The sequence below is a fragment of the Lysinibacillus sp. NPDC058147 genome, from assembly GCF_042884205.1.
GTDB lineage: Bacteria > Bacillota > Bacilli > Bacillales_A > Planococcaceae > Lysinibacillus.
Map to the genome: position 1 here is coordinate 206,774 of NZ_JBHVUJ010000001.1, position 26,373 is coordinate 233,146.

The 26,373-nt window shown below is 37.8% G+C and carries 26 protein-coding genes; 23 read left to right on the forward strand and 3 right to left on the reverse strand.

Features of this window, described 5'->3' with window-relative positions:
- Nucleotides 1–72 precede the first annotated feature (72 nt).
- The 12 genes from polA to ACFVT8_RS01060 all read left to right on the forward strand — a co-directional run bounded on the left by polA (nt 73) and on the right by ACFVT8_RS01060 (nt 13,762).
- Entirely contained in the window at nt 73–2,700 is a 2,628-nt protein-coding gene (gene polA, locus ACFVT8_RS01005; protein WP_387082347.1) for a DNA polymerase I, read from the forward strand.
- A 12-nt stretch (nt 2,701–2,712) separates the two neighbouring features.
- A complete protein-coding gene (mutM, locus tag ACFVT8_RS01010; protein WP_387082346.1) occupies nt 2,713–3,585 on the forward strand; it encodes a bifunctional DNA-formamidopyrimidine glycosylase/DNA-(apurinic or apyrimidinic site) lyase in 873 nt (290 codons plus the stop codon).
- A 13-nt stretch (nt 3,586–3,598) separates the two neighbouring features.
- Nucleotides 3,599–4,195 carry a dephospho-CoA kinase gene (gene coaE, locus ACFVT8_RS01015; protein WP_387082345.1) on the forward strand — a complete coding sequence of 199 codons (597 nt, stop codon included), beginning with the start codon at nt 3,599–3,601 and terminating at the stop codon, nt 4,193–4,195.
- Nucleotides 4,196–5,155: 960 nt separating this feature from the next.
- Nucleotides 5,156–6,178 carry a glyceraldehyde-3-phosphate dehydrogenase gene (locus ACFVT8_RS01020; protein ID WP_387082344.1) on the forward strand — a complete coding sequence of 341 codons (1,023 nt, stop codon included), beginning with the start codon at nt 5,156–5,158 and terminating at the stop codon, nt 6,176–6,178.
- Between the two features lie 220 nt (nt 6,179–6,398).
- Nucleotides 6,399–6,869 (forward strand): transcriptional regulator NrdR, encoded by a 471-nt coding sequence (gene nrdR, locus ACFVT8_RS01025; RefSeq protein ID WP_049667519.1) that lies wholly within the window; start codon nt 6,399–6,401, stop codon nt 6,867–6,869.
- A gap of 18 nt (nt 6,870–6,887) precedes the next feature.
- The gene (locus ACFVT8_RS01030; RefSeq protein ID WP_387082343.1) at nt 6,888–8,270 is read left to right on the forward strand and encodes a replication initiation and membrane attachment family protein; all 1,383 of its coding nucleotides are present in this window, start codon (nt 6,888–6,890) and stop codon (nt 8,268–8,270) included.
- An 11-nt stretch (nt 8,271–8,281) separates the two neighbouring features.
- Entirely contained in the window at nt 8,282–9,211 is a 930-nt protein-coding gene (dnaI, locus tag ACFVT8_RS01035) for a primosomal protein DnaI (RefSeq protein WP_387082558.1), read from the forward strand.
- Between the two features lie 641 nt (nt 9,212–9,852).
- Nucleotides 9,853–11,784 (forward strand): threonine--tRNA ligase, encoded by a 1,932-nt coding sequence (gene thrS / locus ACFVT8_RS01040; protein WP_387082342.1) that lies wholly within the window; start codon nt 9,853–9,855, stop codon nt 11,782–11,784.
- A gap of 472 nt (nt 11,785–12,256) precedes the next feature.
- A complete protein-coding gene (infC, locus tag ACFVT8_RS01045; protein ID WP_024363824.1) occupies nt 12,257–12,760 on the forward strand; it encodes a translation initiation factor IF-3 in 504 nt (167 codons plus the stop codon).
- A gap of 31 nt (nt 12,761–12,791) precedes the next feature.
- Entirely contained in the window at nt 12,792–12,992 is a 201-nt protein-coding gene (rpmI, locus tag ACFVT8_RS01050; protein WP_004226312.1) for a 50S ribosomal protein L35, read from the forward strand.
- 54 nt (nt 12,993–13,046) lie between these two features.
- Nucleotides 13,047–13,406: a 50S ribosomal protein L20 gene (gene rplT / locus ACFVT8_RS01055; RefSeq protein WP_004226314.1), complete on the forward strand. Its 360-nt coding sequence runs from the start codon at nt 13,047–13,049 to the stop codon at nt 13,404–13,406.
- Nucleotides 13,407–13,501: 95 nt separating this feature from the next.
- Nucleotides 13,502–13,762, forward strand: a complete 261-nt coding sequence (locus ACFVT8_RS01060; protein WP_387082341.1) for a DUF1294 domain-containing protein — start codon at nt 13,502–13,504, stop codon at nt 13,760–13,762.
- A gap of 59 nt (nt 13,763–13,821) precedes the next feature.
- Here ACFVT8_RS01060 and ACFVT8_RS01065 read toward each other — a convergent pair whose 3' ends face one another.
- On the reverse strand, nt 13,822–14,217 hold the full coding sequence (locus ACFVT8_RS01065) for a sigma-w pathway protein ysdB (RefSeq protein ID WP_387082340.1): 396 nt from the start codon (nt 14,215–14,217) through the stop codon (nt 13,822–13,824).
- 103 nt (nt 14,218–14,320) lie between these two features.
- Here ACFVT8_RS01065 and ACFVT8_RS01070 point away from each other — a divergent pair, with 103 nt between their 5' ends.
- Nucleotides 14,321–14,806: a dUTP diphosphatase gene (locus ACFVT8_RS01070; protein WP_387082339.1), complete on the forward strand. Its 486-nt coding sequence runs from the start codon at nt 14,321–14,323 to the stop codon at nt 14,804–14,806.
- A 97-nt stretch (nt 14,807–14,903) separates the two neighbouring features.
- Nucleotides 14,904–15,992, forward strand: a complete 1,089-nt coding sequence (locus tag ACFVT8_RS01075; protein ID WP_387082338.1) for a M42 family metallopeptidase — start codon at nt 14,904–14,906, stop codon at nt 15,990–15,992.
- Nucleotides 15,993–16,214: 222 nt separating this feature from the next.
- Here the strand turns inward: ACFVT8_RS01075 and ACFVT8_RS01080 are convergent, their stop codons facing one another.
- Both ACFVT8_RS01080 and ACFVT8_RS01085 read right to left on the reverse strand, forming a co-directional pair.
- Nucleotides 16,215–16,589, reverse strand: a complete 375-nt coding sequence (locus ACFVT8_RS01080) for a peptidylprolyl isomerase (RefSeq protein WP_387082337.1) — start codon at nt 16,587–16,589, stop codon at nt 16,215–16,217.
- Between the two features lie 304 nt (nt 16,590–16,893).
- Entirely contained in the window at nt 16,894–17,889 is a 996-nt protein-coding gene (locus ACFVT8_RS01085) for a serine hydrolase domain-containing protein (RefSeq protein ID WP_387082336.1), read from the reverse strand.
- A 595-nt stretch (nt 17,890–18,484) separates the two neighbouring features.
- Between ACFVT8_RS01085 and argF the strand changes: the two genes are divergently transcribed.
- The 9 genes from argF (at nt 18,485) to ACFVT8_RS01130 (ending at nt 26,336) form a co-directional block, all read left to right on the forward strand.
- Nucleotides 18,485–19,450, forward strand: a complete 966-nt coding sequence (argF, locus tag ACFVT8_RS01090) for an ornithine carbamoyltransferase (RefSeq protein ID WP_387082335.1) — start codon at nt 18,485–18,487, stop codon at nt 19,448–19,450.
- Nucleotides 19,451–19,746: 296 nt separating this feature from the next.
- The gene (locus ACFVT8_RS01095; RefSeq protein ID WP_387082334.1) at nt 19,747–20,631 is read left to right on the forward strand and encodes a LysR family transcriptional regulator; all 885 of its coding nucleotides are present in this window, start codon (nt 19,747–19,749) and stop codon (nt 20,629–20,631) included.
- A gap of 200 nt (nt 20,632–20,831) precedes the next feature.
- Nucleotides 20,832–22,160, forward strand: coding sequence for an LLM class flavin-dependent oxidoreductase (locus ACFVT8_RS01100; protein ID WP_387082333.1), 1,329 nt, complete (start codon nt 20,832–20,834; stop codon nt 22,158–22,160).
- Nucleotides 22,161–22,206: 46 nt separating this feature from the next.
- The gene (locus ACFVT8_RS01105) at nt 22,207–23,214 is read left to right on the forward strand and encodes an LLM class flavin-dependent oxidoreductase (protein ID WP_387082332.1); all 1,008 of its coding nucleotides are present in this window, start codon (nt 22,207–22,209) and stop codon (nt 23,212–23,214) included.
- Between the two features lie 13 nt (nt 23,215–23,227).
- Nucleotides 23,228–23,500 (forward strand): glutaredoxin family protein, encoded by a 273-nt coding sequence (locus tag ACFVT8_RS01110; protein WP_387082331.1) that lies wholly within the window; start codon nt 23,228–23,230, stop codon nt 23,498–23,500.
- A 15-nt stretch (nt 23,501–23,515) separates the two neighbouring features.
- Complete coding sequence (locus ACFVT8_RS01115; protein ID WP_387082330.1) at nt 23,516–24,340, forward strand: transporter substrate-binding domain-containing protein; 825 nt, start codon at nt 23,516–23,518, stop codon at nt 24,338–24,340.
- 25 nt (nt 24,341–24,365) lie between these two features.
- Nucleotides 24,366–25,070 carry an amino acid ABC transporter permease gene (locus tag ACFVT8_RS01120; RefSeq protein ID WP_387082329.1) on the forward strand — a complete coding sequence of 235 codons (705 nt, stop codon included), beginning with the start codon at nt 24,366–24,368 and terminating at the stop codon, nt 25,068–25,070.
- A 12-nt stretch (nt 25,071–25,082) separates the two neighbouring features.
- A complete protein-coding gene (locus ACFVT8_RS01125) occupies nt 25,083–25,790 on the forward strand; it encodes an amino acid ABC transporter permease (RefSeq protein ID WP_387082328.1) in 708 nt (235 codons plus the stop codon).
- Nucleotides 25,791–25,823: 33 nt separating this feature from the next.
- Nucleotides 25,824–26,336 (forward strand): GNAT family N-acetyltransferase, encoded by a 513-nt coding sequence (locus ACFVT8_RS01130; RefSeq protein WP_387082327.1) that lies wholly within the window; start codon nt 25,824–25,826, stop codon nt 26,334–26,336.
- Nucleotides 26,337–26,373: the final 37 nt, after the last annotated feature.

The window sequence follows — 26,373 nt, forward strand, 5'->3', positions numbered from 1 at the left end:
AAGGAAGAGGCATTTTCAAACATACGTTTTCGTTTTACAATTAAGAAGACGACAACGCAGGAGGATAAAATCATGACAAAGGAAAAATTGCTATTATTGGACGGCAATAGTTTAGCATATCGCGCGTTTTTTGCGTTACCTCTATTAACGAATGATAGTGGAATTCATACGAATGCAGTGTACGGTTTTACAACAATGTTACAAAGAATATTAGAGGAAGAGCAGCCAACGAAAATTTTGGTTGCCTTTGATGCGGGTAAGACAACCTTCCGCCATGAGACATTTACGGAATATAAAGGCGGTCGACAAAAGACTCCACCAGAATTATCAGAGCAGTTTCCTTATATACGTAAGCTTATTGATGCTTATGGTATTAAACGATATGAGCTTGAATTGTACGAAGCGGACGATATTATAGGGACACTTGCCAAAGAAGCTTCATCACAGGCTATGGACGTCGTTGTCGTATCGGGAGATCGTGACTTAACACAGCTAGCAACTGAGCAAGTAACAGTATACATTACTAAAAAAGGTATTACTGAAATTGAAAAAAATACACCAGCGTTTATTGCTGAAAAATACGGCTTAACTCCAGGGCAAATTATTGATATGAAGGGTTTAATGGGGGATTCTTCAGATAATATCCCTGGTGTACCAGGTGTCGGTGAGAAAACGGCTGTTAAATTGTTAAAAGAGCATGGTTCAGTAGAATCACTTTATGCGGCAATGGATACGGTAAAGGCTTCTAAAATGAAAGAAAAATTAGTTGCCAATGAAGAACAGGCGCTAATGAGTAAAAAGCTGGCTACCATTTTTACAGACGCGCCGATTGAAATAACGCTTTCTGATCTTGCTTATAATGGTCCGAATGAGGAAGAATTAATTAGCGTGTGGCGAGAGCTTGGCTTTAAATCATTGCTAGAGAAAAGTGATTTTACTGTCCAAGAAGAAGAACAAGCACCTTTTGACTATGAAATTGTACAAGAAATAAAGCAAGAGCATTTAAAAGATGTGATGGCAGTGCACTTGGAGCTAGAGGACGAGCATTATCATACATGTCAGCAACTAGGCATTGCTCTAACAGATGGAACGAAAACAATGTACGTGCCGTTTGATATTGCGGCTAAATCAGATGATCTTCGTCTCTGGTTAGAAGATGCTACTAAAATAAAGTATTTGTCTGATTCAAAAGCATCTCAGGCTGCGTTAAAACGTGCGGGAATACGTTTAGCGGGTGTGGAATTTGACTTATTGCTTGCTTCTTATATTAATAATCCTGCGCTAAGTGGTGATGATGTGGCAACACTTGCGAAAGAACTGGGTTATCGTAATGTTCAGGCAAATGAGACCGTTTATGGTAAAGGGGCGAAACGAGCTATACCAGCCATTGATGCACTTGCTGAGCATGCAAGCCGCAAAGTCTTTGCTGTGTGGTCTTTACAACCAAAGCTTGAGACATTGTTAAAGGAAAATGAACAGTTCGAACTCTATAAAAACTTAGAACTTCCTCTTGCTTCTATTTTAGGGGAAATGGAAAGTGAAGGTATCACGGTCAATCGTGCCACACTAGAAAACATGGGGCAGGAACTAAATGACAAACTAGTTGTGATTGAACAGGAGATTTATACGGAGGCAGGAGAAGCTTTCAATATAAATTCACCAAAGCAATTAGGCGTTATCCTTTTTGATAAACTTGGTCTTCCTGTTATTAAAAAGACAAAGACAGGCTATTCCACTGCAGCAGATGTATTGGAGAAATTAAAGCCAGAGCATGCTATTATTGAGCATATTCTTTTGTATCGACAGCTTGGAAAACTACAGTCAACTTATATTGAAGGCCTGCTAAAGGAAATCCATGAAGAAGATCGAAAGGTGCATACTCGATTCCAACAAGCATTAACAGCTACAGGGCGTTTAAGCTCAACGGATCCGAATTTACAAAACATACCGATCCGTTTAGAAGAAGGGCGAAAAATTCGTCAAGCGTTTGTGCCATCGCAAGATGATTGGATACTATTTTCTGCCGATTATTCACAAATCGAATTGCGTGTATTGGCCCATATGTCTAAAGATAAAAATTTAGTCGAAGCTTTCCGTGAAGGTATGGATGTTCATACACGTACTGCGATGGATGTATTCCATGTCTCAGAAGATGAGGTCGATAGTAATATGCGTCGTGCTGCAAAAGCGGTTAACTTTGGTATTGTCTACGGTATTAGTGATTACGGCTTATCGCAAAACTTGGATATTACGCGTAAGGAAGCTGCTACATTTATCGAGAAATATTTTGCGAGTTTCCCTGGTGTAAAACAATATATGGATGATATCGTCCAAGATGCGAAGTTTAATGGTTATGTGACAACGATTTTAAATAGACGTCGATATTTGCCTGACATTACGAGCTCAAATTTCAATCTAAGAAGCTTTGCAGAACGTACTGCGATGAATACACCAATTCAGGGAAGTGCAGCTGATATTATTAAAAAAGCAATGATTGATATGGATGCTCGCTTGAAAAAAGAAAATATGCAAGCAAAGCTCTTATTACAAGTGCATGATGAATTAATTTTTGAAGCACCTAAAGAGGAAATTGCATTGCTTGAAAAAATAGTACCAGAAGTTATGGAGAACGCAATCGAGCTTTCAGTACCATTAAAAGTAGATTTTAACTACGGTGCTACTTGGTACGAAGCAAAATAAGGAGGGGTTAAAATGCCTGAATTACCAGAGGTTGAAGGTGTCGTCCAGGCATTAAAACCTAAAATTGAAGGACGTACAATTAAACAGGTTCAACTATCTGAGATTATTCGTCTTTCCTTTGGTGAAGGAAAGCAGTGTATCGTGAAGCAAGCTGAGCCTGATGCATTTGAAATATCTTTGTCTCAAATGACGATTACAAAAATCGAACGACGTGCAAAATACATCTTTTTTTACTTGCTGAAAGAGGATGTCCCTTATGTGCTTGTTAGTCATTTAGGGATGACGGGTGCATGGTTTGTGGTGGATTCGCCTGAAGAGATCCATGAGGCGAAATTTAAAAAACATATTCATGCTACATTTCTAATGGCAGATGGTGGTTATTTGATTTATTCGGATATACGCCGCTTTGGTGAACTACGTTTTTTAACAAAAATTGAAGATCATGCACCATTAACAAAAATGGCACCAGAGCCTTTTGATGACATAGCATGTGATTATTTTATTACGAAATCAAAGTTACCGAAATATGAGAAAAAGGCTGTTAAGGATGTAATTATGGATGGGCAGGTTATTTCGGGCTGTGGCAATATTTATGCTACAGAAGCATTATTTGCTCAAAAAATTCATCCGGCCCGCACAATGAATCGCATTAGTGAAAAGCGTAAGCGTGCATTATTCGAGGCAATTGTCGCTATTTTACGCCAGAGCATTGAAGCAGGAGGTTCAACAATTTCAGATTATCGTAATATCAATGGCGAGGCTGGAAGTATGCAGAATCGACTGCAAATGTATGGGAAAAAGATGTGTCCAACGTGTGATACTGCAACGAGCCAAATGACGATAGGTGGGCGCACATCGGTCTTTTGCCCAAATTGTCAACATTAAAGGGGATTTAACTATGATTATTGGACTAACGGGAAGTATTGCGAGCGGAAAAAGTACAGTAGCAAAAATGATGACAGCACTTGGTTTACCGATTGTCGATGCAGATATTGTTGCGCGTGATGTTGTAGAACCAGGAACGGAGACTTTAAAGTTAATAGCTGAAAACTTTGGACAAGATATATTGCTAGTAGACGGTAGTTTAAACCGTGCCAAGCTTGGCGATATTATTTTTCATGAACCTGCAAAACGTAAAATTTTAAATGATATTATGCATCCTGCTATTCGTCAGGAAATGTTACGCCAGCGTGATGCTTATTTAGATGCTGGAGAAAAGCATGTTGTGATGGATATTCCACTGTTATTTGAAAGTAAATTGCAGCATTTTGTTGAGCGTATTATTGTGGTATCGGTTAGTGAAGAGGTACAGCTTCGTCGATTAATGGAGCGTAACAACTTATCAAAAGAGGATGCACTAGCTCGAATACGTTCTCAGCTACCTTTGTCAGTGAAAGAAAAAGGTGCACATGCGGTTATTTATAATAATGAAAATTTAGAACAAACAGAGCACCAATTAAAAAAAATCCTGTCTTATTGGGACGTAATTAATTAAAAATCTATAAAATCATTCGATGCGTAGCAATGACATATTGCTACGCATTCTTATTTTTGATTAACAAAATAAAAAGGAATCTCTTTGAATACTGAGGTGCTTGTAGGGTGTTCATTGAGCTTTCAAAACGGGAGTCGAGTAGCTTTTCACTTTAATCAATGATACGTAGAACTTTTTTATTTTAAGTTTTTCAAAAGTGAGCGTTATCCTGCTCAATAGTCAAACAGAAAGGACTTATTACAGAGACGCGTTGTACATCTTCCGTTGCTTCTGCTTTGCTTTTTGCACAAAAAACATCTTGTCCTGTTCCTTTGCTTTCCAGAAAACATCTTACTGAAGCATTATCACTGTAAATTAGAGTGACATGCTAGAAAATACACGCTAAGTGAAGTGGTTGATTGGAGTGGAGGCTGGGCGACTCCTTGGGGATTAGCGATAGAGGAACGAAGGCTAAAAGCATCACATCCTGTGATAACGCCTTCGTGACCAACATCGTGTTGGCCCGAGACCCTGCAGCGCAGCGAAGCGGCTCATCGGACGCCCCCAGGAAGCTCTGCTCTGCGCGAAAGCGAAGCGTCAGCGGCAAATGTTTTTTGTAGCGAAAGCGAAGCGTCAGCGGCAAATGTTTTCTGTAGCGAAAGCAAAGCGACAGCTACAAAGCGCCCAGCCGGAACGGAAATCAACCCCTAGCTTTGCCGAAGAGCCACGCTTTATTTAATATGACACATTAATCTCATTGACATTATATTCAACAACACGAATGCGTAGCAAAAACACTTTGCTATGCATTTTTTTGTGGATTTATACCATAATAAGGACTAATTTAGGCGATTTTATTTTTCAGAAAATAAGAACTTTTATATTATGAATATATAATGTTCATCTTTTTTAAAATTGTGTTATACTAATCACCATAAAGTATATTTAATCTGAGTATGTACTCACAGGAGGATTTTATAAATGACAGTATCAGTTGCTATTAATGGTTTCGGACGTATCGGACGTATGGTTTTCCGCCAAGCGATCATGCAAGAGAATTTAAATATCGTTGCAATTAACGCTAGCTATCCAGCTGAAACGTTAGCACATTTAATTAAGTATGACACAAATCACGGAACATTCGAAGGTACAGTTGAGCCAGCAGGCGATGCTTTAATTGTCAACGGTAAACGAGTTCAAATTATTAGCGAACGTGACCCATTAAAATTACCATGGGCTACAATGGGTGTGGATATCGTTATTGAAGCAACTGGTAAATTTAATGATCGTGAAAAAGCAGCAATGCACTTAGAAGCAGGCGCAAAAAAAGTTATCTTAACAGCACCAGGTAAAAACGAGGACGTAACAATTGTTTTAGGTGTAAATGATGAGAAACTTGATATCGCAAAACATGATGTTATTTCAAATGCTTCTTGTACAACAAACTGCTTAGCACCAGTTGCCAAAGTATTAAATGACACATTTGGTATTGAAAGCGGATTAATGACAACAGTTCACGCTTATACAAATGACCAAAAGAATTTAGACAATCCACATAAAGATTTACGTCGTGCACGTGGTTGCGCACAATCAATCATCCCAACATCTACAGGTGCTGCAAAAGCATTAAAATTAGTGTTACCAGAATTAGAAGGCAAAATTCATGGTATGGCGCTTCGTGTTCCAACACCGAACGTATCATTAGTGGACCTAGTAGTTGATTTAAACACAGACGTAACAGTTGATTCTATCAATGCTGCATTTGTGAAGGCTGCAACTGAAGGCCCTATGAAAGGTATCTTAAACTTCTCAGTTGAGCCTCTAGTATCTTCTGATTACAATACAACAACTTACTCTTCTACAGTAGATGGACTTTCTACTATGGTAATGGGTAACCGTAAAGTGAAAGTACTAGCTTGGTATGATAATGAGTGGGGTTATTCTGCACGTGTAGTAGATCTTGTAAAAAAAGTGGCAAAAGCTTTAGAAACAGTTAATGCATAATTCATAATTCAGTGACACCCGCTGAAAGAAGCTAAACTGTGCACATTGAAATCTAAGTGATTTCAATGTGCTTTTTTTTATTAGACAGCAGAATCTATGCTTGTACTTTCTCCTTTCAAGGTTTATCATGAGCACACTAGCGTCAATGCGCTTTTCTTATACATAGGAAATTTGTTATAATAGAAATATTAAATTGTTGTGAAATCAGGAGAGTAATTATATGAGATGTCCATCTTGCCAATTTAACGGAACGCGTGTTGTGGATTCGAGGCCAGTTGATGATAATAAAGAAATTCGTAGACGTCGTGAATGTGAGTCATGTGGCTTCCGCTTTACAACGTTTGAAAAAATTGAAGAGACACCTTTAGTTGTAGTGAAAAAAGAAGGTTCACGAGAAGAATTTAGCCGTGAAAAGGTACTTCGTGGACTTATTCGTGCTTGCGAAAAACGTCCTGTTTCTCTTGAAGTACTTGAGGGACTAGTAATGTCCATTGAAAAAGATCTTCGCCGCATAGGGAATTCTGAAGTCCGATCCGAGGATGTAGGAGAAATGGTAATGGATCGCTTAGCAAAAATCGATGAGGTTGCTTATGTACGCTTTGCATCGGTTTATCGTCAATTTAAAGATATCAATGTCTTTATTGAAGAGATAAAAGAAATTATCCAACGTCAGACAGAACAGAAATTATAGGGAAAACAGAGAGGGTGAATGACGTTGATCCATTTGTATAAGGAATTGCAGCCAGCTGATTCTTTTGACATTCGTCTACCTCATGCACTTTCTACGCAGGAACGTCAATTAGTAACGCTTTTTTATCAACCTTTAATTGGAGCGGAACCAATCAGCCTTTATTTAACACTATGGGCAGAAGCTGAGCAAATGCCAAGTCAGCAAATGACACATTATTATTTAATGAATGTGTTAGGGCTTCCTATTGGCAAAGTATTTGAGGCACGTATTGCGCTTGAAGCAATTGGTCTGTTACGCACATGGAAAAAAGAAGATGCCGACCAGCGAAGCTTTTTATATGAGCTGATACGTCCACTCGATGCAGATAGCTTTATGAAAGATCCGCTGCTCTCAATGTTTTTATTTAGTAAAATAGGTGAGCATGCTTATCGGAAGTTACGTCAGCGTTTTATTCCATCTGCTAGAGATGCAGAATTTAAAGACGTATCGCGTGCCTTTATAGATGTTTTTAAGCCTGTAAGTACAAAGATTCCGGCTGATTTACAAACTGATACTAGTAGCAAGGATAAACAGCAAAAGGTATATCCGTTTTATTTTGACCAGTTTGACTTTGAACTGTTGCAAGCTGGTTTATCAGAGCAACTAGTGCCGGCAAGCCTACTAACATTTGAGGTGCGTGAAACAATAGCAAAATTAGCATTTTTATACCGCTTAACGGCACTCGATATGCAAAAAGTAGTGATATTGGCATTAGATGATGATCTAGGTATTTCACTGGAACGTTTACGTAAGGCCGCTGCAGACTTTTATAAGCTAACGGTATCAAAAGAACCACCAAAGCTTGCTAGAGTGATGGAGCCGCCGTCCTTAGAAGAATCTGGTCAAAAAACAAAGGATCAGGAGCTTCAACAATATTTAGAGACGACTCCCCCGGTGCAAGTATTGCGAGATATCAATAATGGCAAAGAACCTTTACAGACCTCCGTGCAGCTTGCTGAGAGTTTAATTGTTCAGCATGGAATGCCAGTTGGGGTTGTTAATGCTCTTCTGGAATATGTAATGCTAACAACTGATATGAAGTTACCTAAAAAATATGTGGAAACGATTGCGGATCATTGGGTACGTAAAAATATTCAAACGGCAAAAGCAGCAATGGAACTAGCACGCCAAGAGCATGATAAGTACACTACGTGGAAAAATAAACCCCAGTCTTCGGCAAAAAAGAACTCTTACACAAAAAATCGCCGAGAGGAAAAAGTACCAGATTGGTTTTATAAGCGTAATGAAAAATCAGAGGAAGTAATAAAAGATACAACAAATACTGGCACTACTGATTTTGAAAAGGAAAGACAAAAGATACTAGAAAAATTAGGTAATATTCAAAATAAGGTAGGTGAATAACAATCGAACCGATTAATGGACCATTAAAAAGAGCAATTAAGGTACCATCATTTCAAGAACGATATGAAGCGATGCGTAGAGAAATATTAGAAAACCCTCGTGTACAAGAGTTTTTAGCTGAACATATGGATGAGTTAAGCTATGATGCGGTTGAACGTAATTTACCGAAGCTCCATGAATTTATTAGCCAATCTACAGTCTGCTGTGGCTGTGACAATACAGAAAATTGTACAAATTACTTAAAAGGTTTTTTACCTACTTTACGTGTAGTAAGGAGTACTGTTGAAATTGATTATGTACGATGCGAGCAAAAGATACGTGAAGATGAGCGCCGAGATGTTGCTAACATGATTGCAAGTATGCATATGCCAAAGGATGTGCTACAAGCTACTATAAGTGATTTATTTATAGATGATCATACACGTGTTGACATTGCTAACCGTGCGACTGATTTTGTTCAAAATGTACTAGATACAGGGAATTTGCCTGCTAAAGGCTTTTATTTATATGGACAATTTGGAGTGGGGAAATCTTTTGTGCTAGGCGCATTAGCTAATGAACTTGCTAAGGCTAAAGTAAAGTCAGTTGTAGTTTTCGTGCCTGAATTTTTACGAGAAATGAAAAATGCAATTGGCGATAATACGTTGAATGAAAAAATAGACTATGTGAAAAAGGCACCAGTGTTAATGCTCGATGATTTAGGAGCCGAAACAATGACTGCTTGGACGCGAGATGAAATTTTGGGGACTATTTTCCATTACCGCATGGCAGAGCAATTGCCAACATTCATTACATCTAATTTTAATTATGATGAATTGGAGCACCATTTAGCACAGTCGCAAAAAGGTGACATTGAAGTCGTGAAGGCTGGACGTATTATGGAACGTGTTAAAGCATTGACTGAGCCAATTGAAATGGGTGGAAAAAATCGCCGTATGTAAGATTGACTGTTGCATTTTGCGACAATCGAGCGTATACTGTCACATATACTAAATTACATCTTTTAGCGGTTGTCCAAACATCCACTAAAGATGTTAAAGCCTCCGGCGGATGTCACGGAATCGGAAAGAAGTTCAAATAGGATGTTAGCCTAAAATCATCGCATCCATGCGATAACGGCTAACTGACCTGCATCGTGCAGGCCTAAGCACAAAGCCGATTTTGGACACAATTATGCCGAGGAATAATTGATCAAATGCATTGATGAGGACATGAATTTTGTGTAACGGCTTTTAGAGAGGGAAGTCATTGGCTGTAAGCTTCCTAGTTCGAGCACACTATTTACTACCTACTGAGCAGCGAAAGGGATAATCTTTCGCCGGTCCCTAGCCCGTTAGCTAGCCTTGAGCTTCGTCTGACTATAAAAAGTCGGAAGGAAGAAGGGTGGAACCACGAGCATACGCTTCGTCCCTTTCGTAGGGACGGAGCTTTTTTATTTCCGTTCGATGGAAAATAGTGGTGAGATGAATGCGGATGTAGTTTTTTTAGTGGGTGTCCAAACACCTACAGAATAAGGATAAATTCCGAGGATTCTTGGACTTCAATCATGCATCACAACAAAACAAGAAGGAGTGCGAAAAAAATGTCAGATATGATTAAATTAACTTTCCCAGATGGCGCTGTAAAGGAATTTGCAAAAGGTACATCTACTGATGATGTAGCATTATCAATTAGTCCAGGACTTCGTAAAAAAGCATATGCTGGTAAAGTAAATGGTGTCTTAGTCGATTTAAAAACACCAATTGAAGAGGACGCAACAATCTCAATTATTACACAGGATGATGAGGAAGCACTGGAAATCCTACGTCATTCTACTGCTCACTTAACAGCACAAGCGATTAAACGTCTATTCCCAGATGTTAAACTTGGTATTGGTCCGGTTATTGAAGGTGGCTTCTACTACGATATTGATGCACCAACTCCAATCACTGCTGAAGACTTACCAGCAATCGAAAAAGAAATGAAAAAAATTATCGCTGAAAACCTAGAAATCGAGCGTAAAAATGTTAGCCGTGCAGATGCACAAGCGATCTATGAAGAAATCGGCGATGAATACAAATTAGAATTACTTGAAGCGATTCCAGCAGATGAGCAAGTTTCTATTTACTACCAAGGTGAATTTTTCGACCTTTGCCGTGGTATCCACGCACCATCAACTGGCAAGCTTCGTGAGTTTAAACTTCTTTCATTAGCAGGTGCTTACTGGAGAGGTAACTCAGATAACAAAATGCTACAACGTGTTTATGGTACTGCATTCTTTAAAAAAGAAGAATTAAAACATCACCTACAAATGCTTGAAGAAGCTAAAGAACGTGATCACCGTAAAATCGGTAAAGAATTAGAGTTATTTACAACTTCTCAAAAAGTTGGTCAAGGTTTACCGCTATGGCTACCAAATGGTGCAACAATCCGTCGTGTTATTGAGCGCTATATTGTAGATAAAGAATTATCTCTTGGTTATAAACATGTTTATACACCAGTACTTGGTTCTAAAGAGCTGTACCAAACTTCTGGTCACTGGGATCATTACCAAGATTCTATTTTCCCACCAATGGAAATGGACAATGAAACATTAATTATGCGTCCAATGAACTGTCCTCACCATATGATGGTGTACAAAAACAGCATGCATTCTTATCGTAACCTACCATTACGTATTGCGGAGCTTGGTACAATGCACCGTTACGAAATGTCAGGCGCTGTTTCAGGCTTACAACGTGTACGTGGAATGACCTTAAACGATGCACATATCTTCGTTCGTCCTGACCAAATTAAAGCTGAATTCCAAAAAGTAGTACAGCTAATTTTAGAAGTTTACAAAGACTTCGATTTAAATGATTATTCATTCCGTTTATCTTACCGTGACCCAGCAGATACTGAGAAATACTTCGACGACGATGCAATGTGGGAAAAAGCACAAAGTATGTTAAAAGAGGCAATGGATGAGCTTGGCTTAGATTACTTCGAGGCTGAAGGTGAAGCTGCATTCTACGGTCCTAAACTTGACGTGCAAGTGAAAACTGCCATTGGTAAAGAAGAAACTTTATCAACAGTTCAACTTGACTTCTTATTACCAGAACGCTTTGACTTAACTTACGTTGGGGAAGATGGTAAACCACATCGTCCAGTTGTTATTCACCGTGGTGTCGTATCAACAATGGAACGTTTCGTTGCATTCTTAATCGAAGAGTACAAAGGTGCATTCCCAACATGGTTAGCACCAGTACAAGTTGAAGTCATTCCAGTTTCAAACGAAGCACACTTCGAATATGCAAAACAAATTGAAGAGCAATTAATTGCAGCAGGCTTACGTGTTGAGATGGATGACCGTGAAGAAAAGCTAGGCTACAAAATCCGTGAAGCACAAATGAAAAAAATCCCGTATATGCTTGTGATCGGAGACAAAGAAGTAGAGGCTGGTGGCGTAAATGTACGTCGTTACGGCTCAAAAGACTCAGAAACAATTAGCTTCCAAGACTTCTTAGCTAACATTAAAGCAGAAATTACAAAATAAATTTAACTTCTAATGTAAATTGATTGAAGTGAAGACTGTGTGTAGCTCCTTGGGGATTAACGGTTTACCGGATGCCCCCAGGAAAGCGCCCAGTCGGAACGGAAATCAATCCATGTCATGATAATGAACCATTATAGTAGTTTAGAACAAAAATTTTTAGGTTACTAAAAAACATTTGACAGCTTATAAAGTACATGCTATTATAGTTAAGGTTAATGAATACAAAGTTTGTGGTTGAAGTAGAGGCTGCCCGCTTCTCACCTGATACAACGCTCTTAGGCTGTGAACAGGTATGACACGTTGAATTGTTTTGCGCAGACTTGCGCATGCACATATAGCGGGCGGACATCTTCAAGTGTCCGTCCTTTTTTTATGGACATGACAAGAGGATGTACCGTTCAACCGGGCAAGGCTTTGCCCAAACCATGTATTCGCGACAACTACTTGGAGGTGGATTACTATTAGCAAAGACATGTATGTAAACGAAGGCATTCGCGCACGTGAACTTCGATTAATCGATCACAATGGTGACCAGCTTGGTGTAAAGACACGTAATGAAGCGCTAGAAATCGCCACTCGTGTAAACTTGGATCTTGTCCTTGTGGCCCCTCAAGCCAAGCCGCCAGTCGCTCGTATCATGGACTATGGTAAATTTAAGTTTGAACAGCAAAAGAAAGACCGTGAAATTCGTAAAAATCAAAAGGTCATCGTAATGAAAGAGGTTCGTCTGAGCCCAACAATCGATGAGCATGATTTCCAAACGAAGCTACGTAATGCGATTAAATTCCTTGAAAAAGGCGATAAAGTAAAATGTAGCCTACGTTTCAAAGGTCGTGCGATTACACACAAAGACATTGGTCAACGTGTATTAGATCGTTTTGCTGAAGCTTGTGCTGAAGTATCGACGGTTGAACAAAAACCGAAGATGGAAGGCCGAAGCATGTTCTTAGTTCTTCAACCAAAGAACGAGAAATAATATTAGACGAACAGTTTAGGAGGAATTCGACATGCCAAAAATGAAAACTCACCGTGGAGCTGCGAAACGTTTCAAAAAAACGGGTTCAGGTAAATTAAAATATGACCGTGCTTATGGAAGCCACTTATTCGCAAACAAATCTACGAAACAAAAACGTCACCTACGTAAAGCAAACATCGTTTCATCTGGTGACTTCAAACGCATCAAATCTTTACTTGTTTACATGAAATAATTGACTAAAAAATACTAACATTCATTTTTAAATGAAAAGCAGGAGGTAATTCATATGCCACGCGTAAAAGGCGGAACAGTGACGCGCAAACGTCGTAAAAAAGTATTAAAATTAGCTAAAGGTTACTATGGTTCAAAACATACATTATACAAAGTTGCAAACCAAGCAGTAATGAAGTCAGGTCAATATGCATACCGTGACCGTCGTCAGAAAAAACGTGATTTCCGTAAATTATGGATCACTCGTATCAACGCAGCTGCTCGCATGAACGGTCTTTCTTACAGCCGTTTAATGCACGGTTTAAAAGTTGCTGGTATCGAAGTTAACCGTAAAATGTTAGCTGACCTAGCTGTAACTGATGCAGCAGCATTCACTCAATTAGCTGACGCTGCTAAAAAAGCTGTTGCTAAATAATTAGTGATATAATGCTTTCACAAGACTGATGGATTTATCCGTCAGTCTTTTTTGTGTTAGAGTAGTAGTAAATAGATAATAAAAAGGAGTACTCAATGGGAGAAGCATTATTAGCGTATATGGCGATTGTTTCTATAGTCCTGTTAGTTATGATGGGCTTGGATAAATCAAAAGCCAAAAAACATGAATGGCGTATTGCAGAACGCACATTATTTACATTAGCAATCGCTGGAGGTGCAGTAGGAGGCGTGCTCGGAATGTATTTATTCCGCCATAAAACACGCCATAATAGCTTTGCATTTGGCTTCCCACTGCTAGCAGCTATTCAATTTTTTATACTAGTACAATTATGGTGATAAATCACAAGAACAATCCGATAAAACTTAAAAATGTTCCGATAAATAAAAACACATCCTCATGATGAGGATGTGTTGCGCATAAGCTTTTCAATGGGTTGCTTCCAATTTATTTTTGCGCTCGGATAGTTCAAGAGAATTTCTTGCTGTAGGTATTCAAAGTCTCTTTTTGTAAAACCTTGCAGTGTAGCGGCGTCACGGGCACCAACAAAAATCGTAACAACCTCGAAGGCATCTTCAGTCGTGCCGAGGTATTTTTCACCTTCGAAAAGAGCACCCTTATAAGAAATAAAGAAATTTTTTCGGACATTTTTGACGTCATCATAAAAATAGTATTGGCCTTTTTCATAGGCTTCATCAAGTTTTCGCTTAGGATCGGATATATAACGAATCGCTTTATAAAATACATAGATAATAAGCGCAATAACAGCAAGACGAATAAGTAACGGCAACATTTTTAATTTCCCCCTTGAAGAAAGGTTATTCCTTCCTATACGATTGTAGAGGACAATTAGTTTCACTTTTTATAAATATTTTTAAGAAATTTAGGAGAAAAAAATGAATTTACAACAATTGTTTAAAATGCAAAAAGAGCTTGATGATTTCATCGAGAAAACACAAAATATTGAACGTAATGTATTTAAAGAAAAAGGTTTAGCTTTAATGGTAGAGCTAGCTGAACTAGCAAATGAGACACGTTGCTTTAAGTTTTGGAGCACAAAGGGAGCATCAGAACGAGAAGTGATTTTAGAGGAATATGTAGATTCTATTCATTTTATATTATCACTTGGCCTATTAAAAGGTTATACAGAGATAGAGAAATGGCCCGTTATTGAAGAGAAGAGAGATTTAACAGAGACATTTTTAATGACACAAGACTATATTTTAAGCTTTATTAGTCAACCAACAGAGGATAGATATTTAGCGATCTGGCAATGCTATGGATTACTTGCGTTTAATCTAGGCTTTTCGTTTGAGGACGTTGTTACGGCATATATAGAGAAAAATGAAGAAAATTATAAGCGTCAACGTTCAGGATATTAAAGTGTAAGAAATACACCAATTTTCTGACGATTAAGCTAGGAATATTTCGGTAAACGAAGTATAATAGAGAAGATACAAGAGTCAGGAGGCAAAGAGGATGACACAACTAGATCCAACAATACAAATGTTTAAAGATTTAACAGATGCGAATGGTATTGCAGGTAATGAACGTGCACCACGCGAGGTCATGAAAAAATACATTGGACCATATGCAGACTTAGTTGAAACAGATAATTTAGGTAGCGTCATTGCTAAAAAAGTAGGCGATGAAAATGGTCCTAAAATTATGGTTGCAGGTCATTTAGATGAAGTAGGCTTCATGGTTACTCAAATCGATGACAAAGGGTTCATCAAATTCCAAACTGTAGGCGGCTGGTGGAGCCAAGTTATGCTTGCACAGCGTGTAACAATTACAACACGTAAAGGTGAAGAAATTATTGGGGTTATTGGCTCAAAACCACCTCACATTTTACCAGCAGATGTGCGTAACAAAGTGGTAGACATTAAAGATATGTTTATCGATGTTGGTGCGGCTTCAAAAGATGAAGTGCTTGAATGGGGTGTACGCCCTGGCGATATGGTAACACCATATTTCGAATTTAATGTGATGAAAAACGAAAAATACTTATTAGCAAAAGCATGGGATAACCGCATTGGTTGTGCAATTGCAATTGATGTTATGAAAGCATTACAAAATGAAAAGCACCCTAACATCCTTTATTCTGTAGGGAATGTCCAAGAGGAAGTAGGGCTTCGTGGTGCGAAAACTGCTACGCATAAGATCCAACCAGATATTGGCTTTGCTGTCGATGTAGGTGTAGCTGGAGACACACCAGGGGTAACTGCAAAAGAATCAACAAGTAAAATGGGTGCAGGTCCACAAATTGTTGTCTACGATGCATCAATGGTATCACACCGTGGTTTACGTGAATTCGTATTAGATGTGGCTGATGAGCACAATATCCCATATCAATTTGAGGCAATGGCTGGTGGCGGTACAGACGCTGGCTCTATCCACGTAACTGCAAATGGTATACCTGCTCTATCAATCGGTATTGCAACACGCTACATCCACTCACATGCAGGCATTTTACATCGTGATGATTATGACAACGCTGTAAAATTAATGGTGGAAGTTATTAAAAAATTAGACCGTGATGCAGTCAATAAAATTATTTTTGACTAATAGTGCTGAAAAAATTAAATTGAAATACCATAGTATAGCCTTCTAACAGAAATGTTAGGAGGCTTTTTACGTTGGCTAGACCCAAGAAATATATCCATGTTGATACGAGAATATTAGCAATTCAAATAAGGGTGATTAAGAAAGCAAAAGAAAAGGACTTGTTTTAGGCACAAGTCCCTAAATGATTATTATTTCGATTGTATAAAAGAGGATAGTTACTCCTCATATACCTGTCACATTATCAATAGATGTAGATTTTCCATTGATGCGAATATCAATCGTATCAAGGGCTGGGTCTAACGTTAATTTATAGACATGTTGTTTTATTGTATTATCTTGTTGATTCGTTACATTTAACTTTATAATTAATGTATCATCTTGTGTTTCAAGGTCTGTTGTAACTGTTCCTTTTGATCGAAAAACGATATAAGAAACATCCATATCCACTTCGTTGATTAATTGGAGTGTATTTTTTTCATCAATAACTTTTTGCACGTTTTCTGGAACACTCTCAATTTCGCTAATACTTAGCGTTGATGAGTTACATGCTGTTAAAAAAAATACTGGTAAAAACACTAAAAATAATAATTTTTTCAATGCCTTTTCACCTGCCTTCTTCCAACTAATTGGAAATTCTGTGTATGAGAAATTATAACACGGAAAATCATGAATTGGCGAAGGAAGTAAGGATAATCATTAGATTCAATACATAGCTCGTACAAACTTCATGTGTGCATAAGAGTAATCAGTTATTTATATAATCCATTACTTCTTGTATATAGTTTTCCAATGGTTGCAGTTTCTGTCGATAAATTTAAAAAATTGGGTAATAAATTTAAAAAGGCGATAAGTTCAAAACTTTTATCGATAAATCCACATTATTCCTCGATAAAAATAAAATCTATTTATTTTGTAAAAGCTGTAATATATCTTTACCGATTTGCCCAGGGTTTGTCGCCAATATAGGAGAGCGATAATTTGATAAAACGACGACACCTGTTTGTTGTGTTTTATCAAACCCTAAATAACTAGAGAAAGCTTTCGTCGAACCGTTATGCCAAATGATATTGTCCTCAAGGAGCCATCCTAGGCCGATACCCATATGTTCTGAAAAAGTTTCAGTAGCTTGATGTGTTAATGAATAACCTAAATTTTCATCACTTAAATGTACTTTCATAAATTTTAAAAGGTCATTGACAGTTGAACGGATTGCCCCTGCTGCCATAAAGTAATTCATTTGGAGTGGTGGCTTCTTATGTCCAAGGATCGTGTATCCTTGCAATACTGCATCCGCTTTATCAGAAGGGATAGAGATAAAAGTATTTGGCATATTTAAAGGATCTGTTATTCTTTGTTTGATAGCAGTTTCATAATTTGTATGAAGCGTATCGGCTAAAATATATCCTAATAACCCCATTCCTACATTAGAATATCTAAATTTAACTTTTGGTTCGTCTGTGTGCGTTTTAAAATAATGGATAGTCTCGTTCAGTGAATATTGACAAAACGGATCTCGAGGTGTTTGCGCGTCAAAAACATTATAAATGTTCTTCAGCACACCTATCCCCGGTAATCCAGAAGTATGATTCGCTAAACGTTTGAGTGTGACGGGGTGATCATCTGGAATTGAGGGAAAATATTTACCAAGAGAATCTTCTACATGGACTTTTCCTTCCTGAATCATTTCTCCTAAAATGGATGTAGTCAAAACTTTAGAAATTGATCCAACTTCGTATATATAAGGCTTTTCTTCCAGCATAAAATTCGAGCCACTGAAAGAAAACGTAGCTTCTTGGTCTTGGTTAATGATACCAATGGATAAAGCAACATTTGGACGAGTTTTAATATAGGGATAAGCAATTTTAAATATGTCCTTCTTTAAATCATGTAAATCCACAATAATTCCTCCACTAAGAACACTTATTTTTTCCTGCTTCTTTCAAAATGTTATTTCAAAAGTATGTACTTTAATTGTAACAAATCCTCTCTATGGAGCTTTGTATAATTATTATAAATAATAGCAAACTCAATTTCCTCCTGCTGTTGAAAATAAATATATCCTCGTTTATCTAGCTATATAATAACCTCTCTACGATCCTTTTTATTCATTGTTCTTTTTCTTGCTTCAACCAATTTACTTACAGCGCTGCGGATGTACACATTTAACGTTTCATCTAATAACGAGGAAAAATAATAGCATAAACATTAAATTGGTTTCATATTCAATTAGATTTTTTAGACAAGTTGCACCAATTCCTTATCCATGTATTTTACCATCTAAATACCTAATATATATTAATTATTACCAATGATGCAATTCTCTTAACTATGCGATTGAAGATGGAATATGCATAAATATTCGAACATTCGCATTTTAGACACATGTAAAGAAAAAATTCTAACTTTTTAAAATAAACATAAAAATTCAGTTGATTTTATATTTATGCATTGATATACTAAACCCAACAGAAACGAAACAAGGAGCGAAGGCTATGAAATTACTTGAGGAAGTACAGTTGAAGTTAGTGTCTAGTTTAAAAGGTAAGGACCTTTTAACCTTGCTAGACTATACGAGCGAAGAGGTTCAGCAGTTAGTCGAATTAGCGACACAGTTGAAAATGATTACTAAAGAAGGGAAATGTCCGAAACTATTAGAAGGTAAGACACTAGGCATGATTTTTGAAAAACATTCAACTCGTACTCGTATTTCATTTGAAGTAGGCATGAATCAATTAGGCGGGAAAGGTATGTTTATGCATGCGCGTGATTTACAGATTGGTCGCGGTGAATCGATTTTTGATACAGCACATGTGTTATCAGGCTATTTAGATGGTATTATGATTCGCGCCAACTCTCATGCAATGGTGAAGGAGCTTGCAGAGCATGCATCTATACCGGTTATCAATGGATTAACGGATATTTATCACCCATGCCAAGCTTTAGCAGATTTAGAAACAATCATTGAACATAAAGGTAAATTAAAAGGACTGAAAATTGCATATGTTGGAGATGGCAATAACGTGGCGCACTCATTAGTAGTTGCTTCTGCCCATGTAGGAATGAACGTGGCAGTGGCAACACCGGTTGGCTATGAATGTGATGCAGATGTTATCGCAAAAGCACAGGCTATCGCAGCAGCAAATGGTAGTACAATTACAATTACGAACGATCCTATAGATGCCGTTATAAACGCGGATGTAGTGTATGCGGATGTATGGACGTCGATGGGGCAAGAAGAGGAAACTGCAAAACGTCTTGAAGATTTTGCAGGTTATCAAATTAATGATGAGCTTGTCGCATACGCAAAACCGAATTATATGTTCCTACACTGTTTGCCGGCTCATCGTGAAGAAGAAGTAGCGTCATCTGTAATTGATGGGCCAAATTCTTACATCTTTGAGCAAGCAGAAAATAGACTTCATGCACAAAAAGCAGTGTTAGCATCAATTCTCGCTTAATGCCAAGTAATATGTTTCTCAATTTGAGAAGTACTGTATAGAGAGAGTTCATATTGACAACAGGGGATGTCAATGTGAATAGCATAACAGTGGTTGCAGACAGAGGGATGTAAGCCACGCGTGATGTTTGTTATCAAGATGGATGACTACATCACTACATAATCAAGTAACCTGGGAGACGCTAGGTTACTTTTTTTCTTGTTGAAAATATAATACCTAGTTTTCCAATCTTTTATAGAGAATAAATACGATTATCTATATAATAGGATAAATAAGTAATTTGAGGAGGGCTTCTGATGAATATTGACCATATCGAGGCATTTTTATATGTAGTGCATTATAAAAGTATTCATAAGGCCGCCAATGCATTGTTTTTATCTCAACCGACTGTGACGGCACGTATTAAATCATTGGAGCGAGAGTTAAATGTAGAGTTATTTCATCGTGATGGGCGAAGTGTAATATTATCGGATAAAGGTAAGGATTTTGTACCGTTTGCAACACAGATTGTGCAAACATTCGAGCAAGGAAAGAAACAATTAGAGGAAACAAAAGAGTCTGACGAGGTGTGCATTGGTACAAATGGAGTCACAGCACAATATTTTTTAGCTTACGCATTGCCAAAATGGAAGAAAGACTTTCCACATTTACGCTTTCAGATCATCACAGGTTCAACAGCGGTGATTTTAGAGAAATTGCAAAGTCATCAAGTCCATCTTGGTCTTGTTCAATACGTGCATAGGGAAGGAATTTGCAATGAGCTATTGCTAAGTAATGCTGTTAAACTTGTGATGCATCGCGAGCACCCCTTTATACAACAAAATCTAATGAAAGCAAAGGAACTGGCACAACAGAAAATGGTGTTTTTTGAATGTGGGGCTTTTGATTGGAATTATGTGCATAAAATGTTTGAGGTAGAGGGCGTATCTGCAAATATTGAAGTGCGAACGGATCATTTAGAGGTAGCGAAAGAATTTATCCGTACGAGAGAGTATATGAGTTTCTTACCACATCTCTGTGTAAAGAAGGAACTTGAAAGTGGAGAATTTGTCGAGATTGATGTTAAGCATTTACTGGATATGAATCAACATATTTTTTTAACGTATAAAAATAAAGAGACGCTGACACCAGCCTTTTGGAAAACAATATTTGATACAGCTGTGGAATTCGAAAGCATTTAAGAAAATTTGAATTGATAGAATATTTTATAAGACAGTAAATTTTTTTCTATTATAGAGCCTATTGCAAATTGAACAAATGAACTGTATTATCTTCCTCAATCCTATTTTATTTATGATACTCATAAATAAGGTATTTTTTTAATCTTAAAACATACTTAACCACTATGTTTAGTAAAAATAAAATTTGAGGAGGAACAAATATGGTGAGACAGGATAAAATTCGATTCGGGGCTATTATTCATGGTGTAGGTGGTAATATTTCAAGTTGGCGTCATCCTAAGGTTGCTAGCAATCAAAGTGTAAGCTTGCCGTTTTATATTCAGCAGGCACAAAAGGCTGAGCAAGGGAAATTTGATGTTGCGTTTATTGCAGATGGTTTGTTCATCAATGAAAAATCTATTCCTCATTTTTTAAATCGTTTCGAGCCAATAACAATTCTTTCGGCACTAGCAGTAGCAACTAAAAACATCGGGTTAGTAGGTACTGTTTCAACCTCCTATAGCGAACCATTTACAGTTGCTCGCCAATTTGCCTCTTTGGATCATATTAGTGGGGGGCGTGCAGGGTGGAATGTCGTAACGACACCATTGGAAAGCACTGCTTTGAACTACAATAAAACAATTGAGCAGCATCCTAGCCACGCAGAACGCTATCAAATTGCTGAGGAATATTTAGAAGTGACAAAGGGTTTGTGGGATTCATGGGAAGATGATGCTTTCATTGCAGATGTAGAAAATGATGCGTTTTTTGATTCAACTAAGCTGCACACATTAAATCATAAAGGCAACTATTTTTCAGTACAAGGTCCGCTAAATATTGCACGCTCTAAGCAGGGTCAGCCTGTGATTTTCCAAGCGGGTTCTTCAGATGCAGGTATTCGATTGGCAGCAAAGGATGCTGATGCAATTTTTACTCATGGTGCTTCGAAAGAAGAGTCACAGAAGTTTTATAAAAGAGTAAAGACTGAGGTTGCGGCATTTGGACGTAATCCAGATGAAGTTAAAATTTTCCCAGGAATCTCTCCGATTATCGGCGATACGCTTGAGGAAGCGGAAGCAAAGTATCAGGAGATCGTTGAGCTTGTTTCGATAGAGCGTGCACTTGCTTATCTTGGTCGATATTTCGATCATCATGATTTTTCACAATATGATGTAGATGCTCCGTTCCCAGAGCTTGGTGATATTGGAGCGAACAGCTTTAGAAGTACCACTGATTATATTAAAAAATATGCCAAACAAGAAGGGCTAACATTGCGACAAGTCGCGTTACGAGAAGCAACCCCAAAAACAGCATTCTTTGGTACAGCAGAGCATGTGGCTGATCTCGTGCAGGAATGGTTTGAGCAAGAAGCGGCTGATGGCTTTATTATAGGCGTTACTGTACCAGGAGCACTGGATGATTTTGTAGATAAGGTTGTGCCGATTTTGCAAGCAAGAGGGCTATACCGTGAAGAATATGAAGCAGACACATTACGTGGTAACTTAGGTTTACCATTTAAAGAAAGCCGTTATGTCAAACAGTCTGTCTGAAAACCTAGTAAATGTATACGAATAAATGTGATTAAGGAGGCAATGTATGAGCTATTCATTAGGCATATTAGATCAAAGCCCTATTATTGGGGATGCAACAAATGAGCAGACCTTACAAAAAACAGTGGCTCTAGCACAAAAGGCAGAGCAATTGGGCTACTCTCGTTTTTGGGTGTCAGAGCACCATAATACAGATACATTAGCGGGGTCATCTCCAGAGGTATTAGTATCTTATCTCCTTGCTAAAACAAAATCTATCAATATTGGTTCAGGTGGAGTGATGCTACAGCATTACAGCCCTTACAAGGTAGCAGAAAATTTTCATGTTCTCGCATCGTTAGAGCCAGGGCGAGTTGATTTAGGCATAGGGAAAGCACCGGGCGGGTTACCTCTCTCTACGAAGGCTTTACAATATGGCACGCTCAATAAAGGCGAAGATTTTGAGGAAAGATTAACATTTTTACAGCAATTAATTGAGCAAACAATACCAGCAGAGCACGAGTTATATGGCGTACAGGCAACACCGATTCCAAAGGTAAAGCCAGAGTTATTTTTACTAGGGGCAAGTCCACAAAGTGCCGCTCTTGCAGGCTCACTAGGCATTGCGTTTGTCTTTGCGCGATTTATAAATAGTGATAATGATGTATTAGCTCAGGCAGCTACAGCTTATCGCAAGCATCATCCAAACGGTCATTTTGCCGTTTCCATCGCTGCCATTGCAGCCCCTACAAAAGTTGAGGCGAAAGACCTTATTGGTGATCAAAAAATTACGAAGGTGCATTTAGCTAGTGGCAAAAGCCTAACTTTACAATCTGTAGAGCTAGCAGAGAAATTTGGTCAGGAATCTGGAGAGTTATTTACTGTGAAGCAATATGATGCAGATATTTTATATGGTACTCCGGATGATATTAAAACGATATTAGATGACTATCATGTGCGCTATAAGATTGATGAGTTTATCTTGCATACACCTGTGTTGAAGGAATTTGAACGGGAGCGGTCATTTGAGCTATTAAGTCCTGTCTATTTACAGCAAAAGGAAGCGGTAAGCTAAGGAGGAAATGAACATGGCAAAAAATATAGATGTAATAGTTTGGTCAAAGCAAGGCTGTAGTTATTGTGATGAAGTGAAAACATATTTACAGCAACAAGACATTTCTTACAAAACAGTAGATGTAACACATAATGACGCATTCCGTGACATCCTTGAAACAAAGTATGGTGTCCTTTATGTTCCGGTTGTCGAAATTGGATCAAATGGTGTCTTTAAAGCAGTAACTGAAATTGGGCTGGAGCATTTAAAAGCAGCACTTGCTGCCGATATACCGTCGCATGCATAAGAAGAGAGGGATTTTATGAAAAAATTATCATGTTATTTACTATTGTTACTAACTTTACTTTTAACAGCTTGTACAAGTTCTGAAAAGTCTGAAGGGGATACTAGTGAAAATGATGCAGCACAAGGTGGAAAGGAAGTTCAAAAAATTATTGTTGGTACTGGTACTCAATTTCCAAATATTTGCTTCATTGATGACGACGGGAAATTAACAGGTTATGATGTGGAGCTTGTTCGCGCTATTGATGAGAAGCTACCAGAATATGAGTTTGAATTTAAAACAATGGAATTTTCAAATTTATTACTAAGTTTAGAGACAAAAAAGATTGACTTTATTGCCCATCAAATGGAAGTCAATAGTGAACGAGAGGAGAAATTCCTATTTAATAAAGAGCCTTATAACGTATTCCCATTAAAAGTAACAGTCAATGCAAAAAATAATTCTATTCAATCCATTGATGATTTGAAAGGTAAAAACGTTAGTGTTTCACCAACTAGTAACTCTGCTGTCTTTCTCGAGAAATACAATAAGGAACATAATTTAGGCGCTAATATTGTCTATTCGTCTGGTTCGGTCGATGTTCAAAATCAGCTAGCGACTGGTCGAATCGATGCAATCATTACAACACCATTTGCAGTGAAGTATTATAACGAAAGCAATAAAGCACAGGAGAAGGTTGTAGGAGATGCGTTATTAAATTCAAAAGTTTACTTCTTATTAAATAAAGATGAGGTTGCCTTGCAGGAGCGACTTGATGATGCTATTCGAGAATTAAAGGCAGAAGGCGTCATTAGTAAGCTAAGTAAGAAATGGCTAGGTGACGATTATTCGGTAGACTTCTAAACGAAATAGAGAGGGAGAAGGAAGTATGGCTAATGACTTTGACTTCACACTAATTGCAAAAGTACTTCCAATATTGCTTCAGTATTTACCAGTAACACTCGAAATTTTAGTGTTCGCAATCTTTTTTGGCATGCTACTTGGTATAGTAATCGCTATACCAAAGCTGCTACACATACCAGTTTTGAAGCAAATCATAACGATTTATATTTCGTTTATTCGAGGTACACCGATTTTAGTGCAATTGTTTTTAGTGTTTTATGGTATACCAGCGTTATTAAAGCTTGTGCATATTGATGTTACAAGAATGGACGCTATGTATTTTGTAATTATTACTTATACGTTGAGCAATGCTGCTTCGTTTGCTGAGATTTTTAGAGCGGCTATTTTAACGGTTGATCGTGGACAAATGGAGGCAGCTTATTCAGTTGGTTTAAATGGAATACAGTCCTTTCTACGTATTGTTCTCCCTCAGGCGATTCGTGTCGCCTTTCCAAATATGACAAATACGATGATTAGTTCATTAAAGGATACCTCTTTAGCATTTTCAATTGGTGTCATGGATATGGTGGGACGTGGAGAAACTCTTATCGCTTCAACGACAAGGGCGCTAGAGATTTATTTGGCGCTGTCCATCATTTATTATGTCATTGTTATGCTGGTAGAAAAGGGTTTAAAACGCAATGAACGATATCTTAATCGATATATGCCAAAGGAAGCTGCATCTAGCTAGGGGGAATATGCTATGACGATAGATTTTGCTTTTATTTTTGAAGCGTTAATAGAAATTAGTAAAGTATTACCGTTAACTTTGTTCATGGCAGTTACGCCTGTCTTATTGGGCATATTAATCGGCATAATAGTTGCTTTTGTGCGGATACAACAAACGAAAATTCTTGCGCCATTGCTGAATTTTTACGTATCTTTTTTTAGAGGAACACCAATCATTATGCATATTATGCTTGTTTATTTTGGAATACCAATTGTGGTTGATGTCATTGCAAAAGCTTTCAAGATAGAGTATCAATCAAGCTCTATCCCTATTTTATTTTTTGTTATTTTGGCTTTGACGCTAAGTGCAGGAGCATATGCCTCCGAAATAATTCGGTCCGGTATTTTAAGTGTACCTAAGGGACAGCTAGAGGCAGCTTATGCAGTCGGTTTAACATTTTCACAGGCGATGCGACGCTATATTTTACCCCAAGCATTTAGTAAATCCATACCTAACTTTACAAATGTTTTTATTGGGTTCTTACATGCTACGTCACTAGCTTTTTTCCTTTCAGTTAAGGAGTTAACAGGAGTTGCGAATATTGTTGCTTCTATTAATTTAAAGTTTCTGGAGTCATTTATCGCTGTCGGGCTAATTTATTGGAGTGTTTCAGCTATCGTCGAATGGCTGGCACATCGTATTGAAAAAAGAGTAACTGCCTATAGTAGGGGCGGCATTTAAATAGAGTCAGTTAAATAGAAAGGGGATAGAACAATGACAGTAGCTGAAATAGTAATTGAGCATTTGAAAGAGGAAGACTATGCAAGGTATTTAGAGGTTCTAGTAGAGAGTTATGCACAATATGAACAAGAATATGAAAACCCAGAGAACTGGGCTTCATACTTAAGTGATATTCGGGCATCTGTTGGTAATCCTAATGCAGAAACAATTTTAGTGGCAAAGCGTGGCGATGAAATTTTAGGAGGACTGCAATTATTTACAGATGCTGAAAAAGCATACGGTTTGCCAGAGCTTAACATACAGTCTACCATTGTGCGCTTGCTTGGCGTGCATCCTAAAGGAAGAGGGTTAGGTGTTGCTAAAAAATTACTGCACGAAAGCTTCGCCTTTGCACGCAATCGTCAGGATCAAGCATTATATTTGCACTCAGGTGATATTATGCAGGCTGCTATTAATCTTTACTTATCGCTAGGCTTCGTAAGAGATGAATCCAAGGAATTTTATAAAGGAGATAAGCTAGTAAAAAGCTTCCGCTATGAATTATAAAAAGGAACCCGTTGATATTGGATTCAACGGGTTCCTT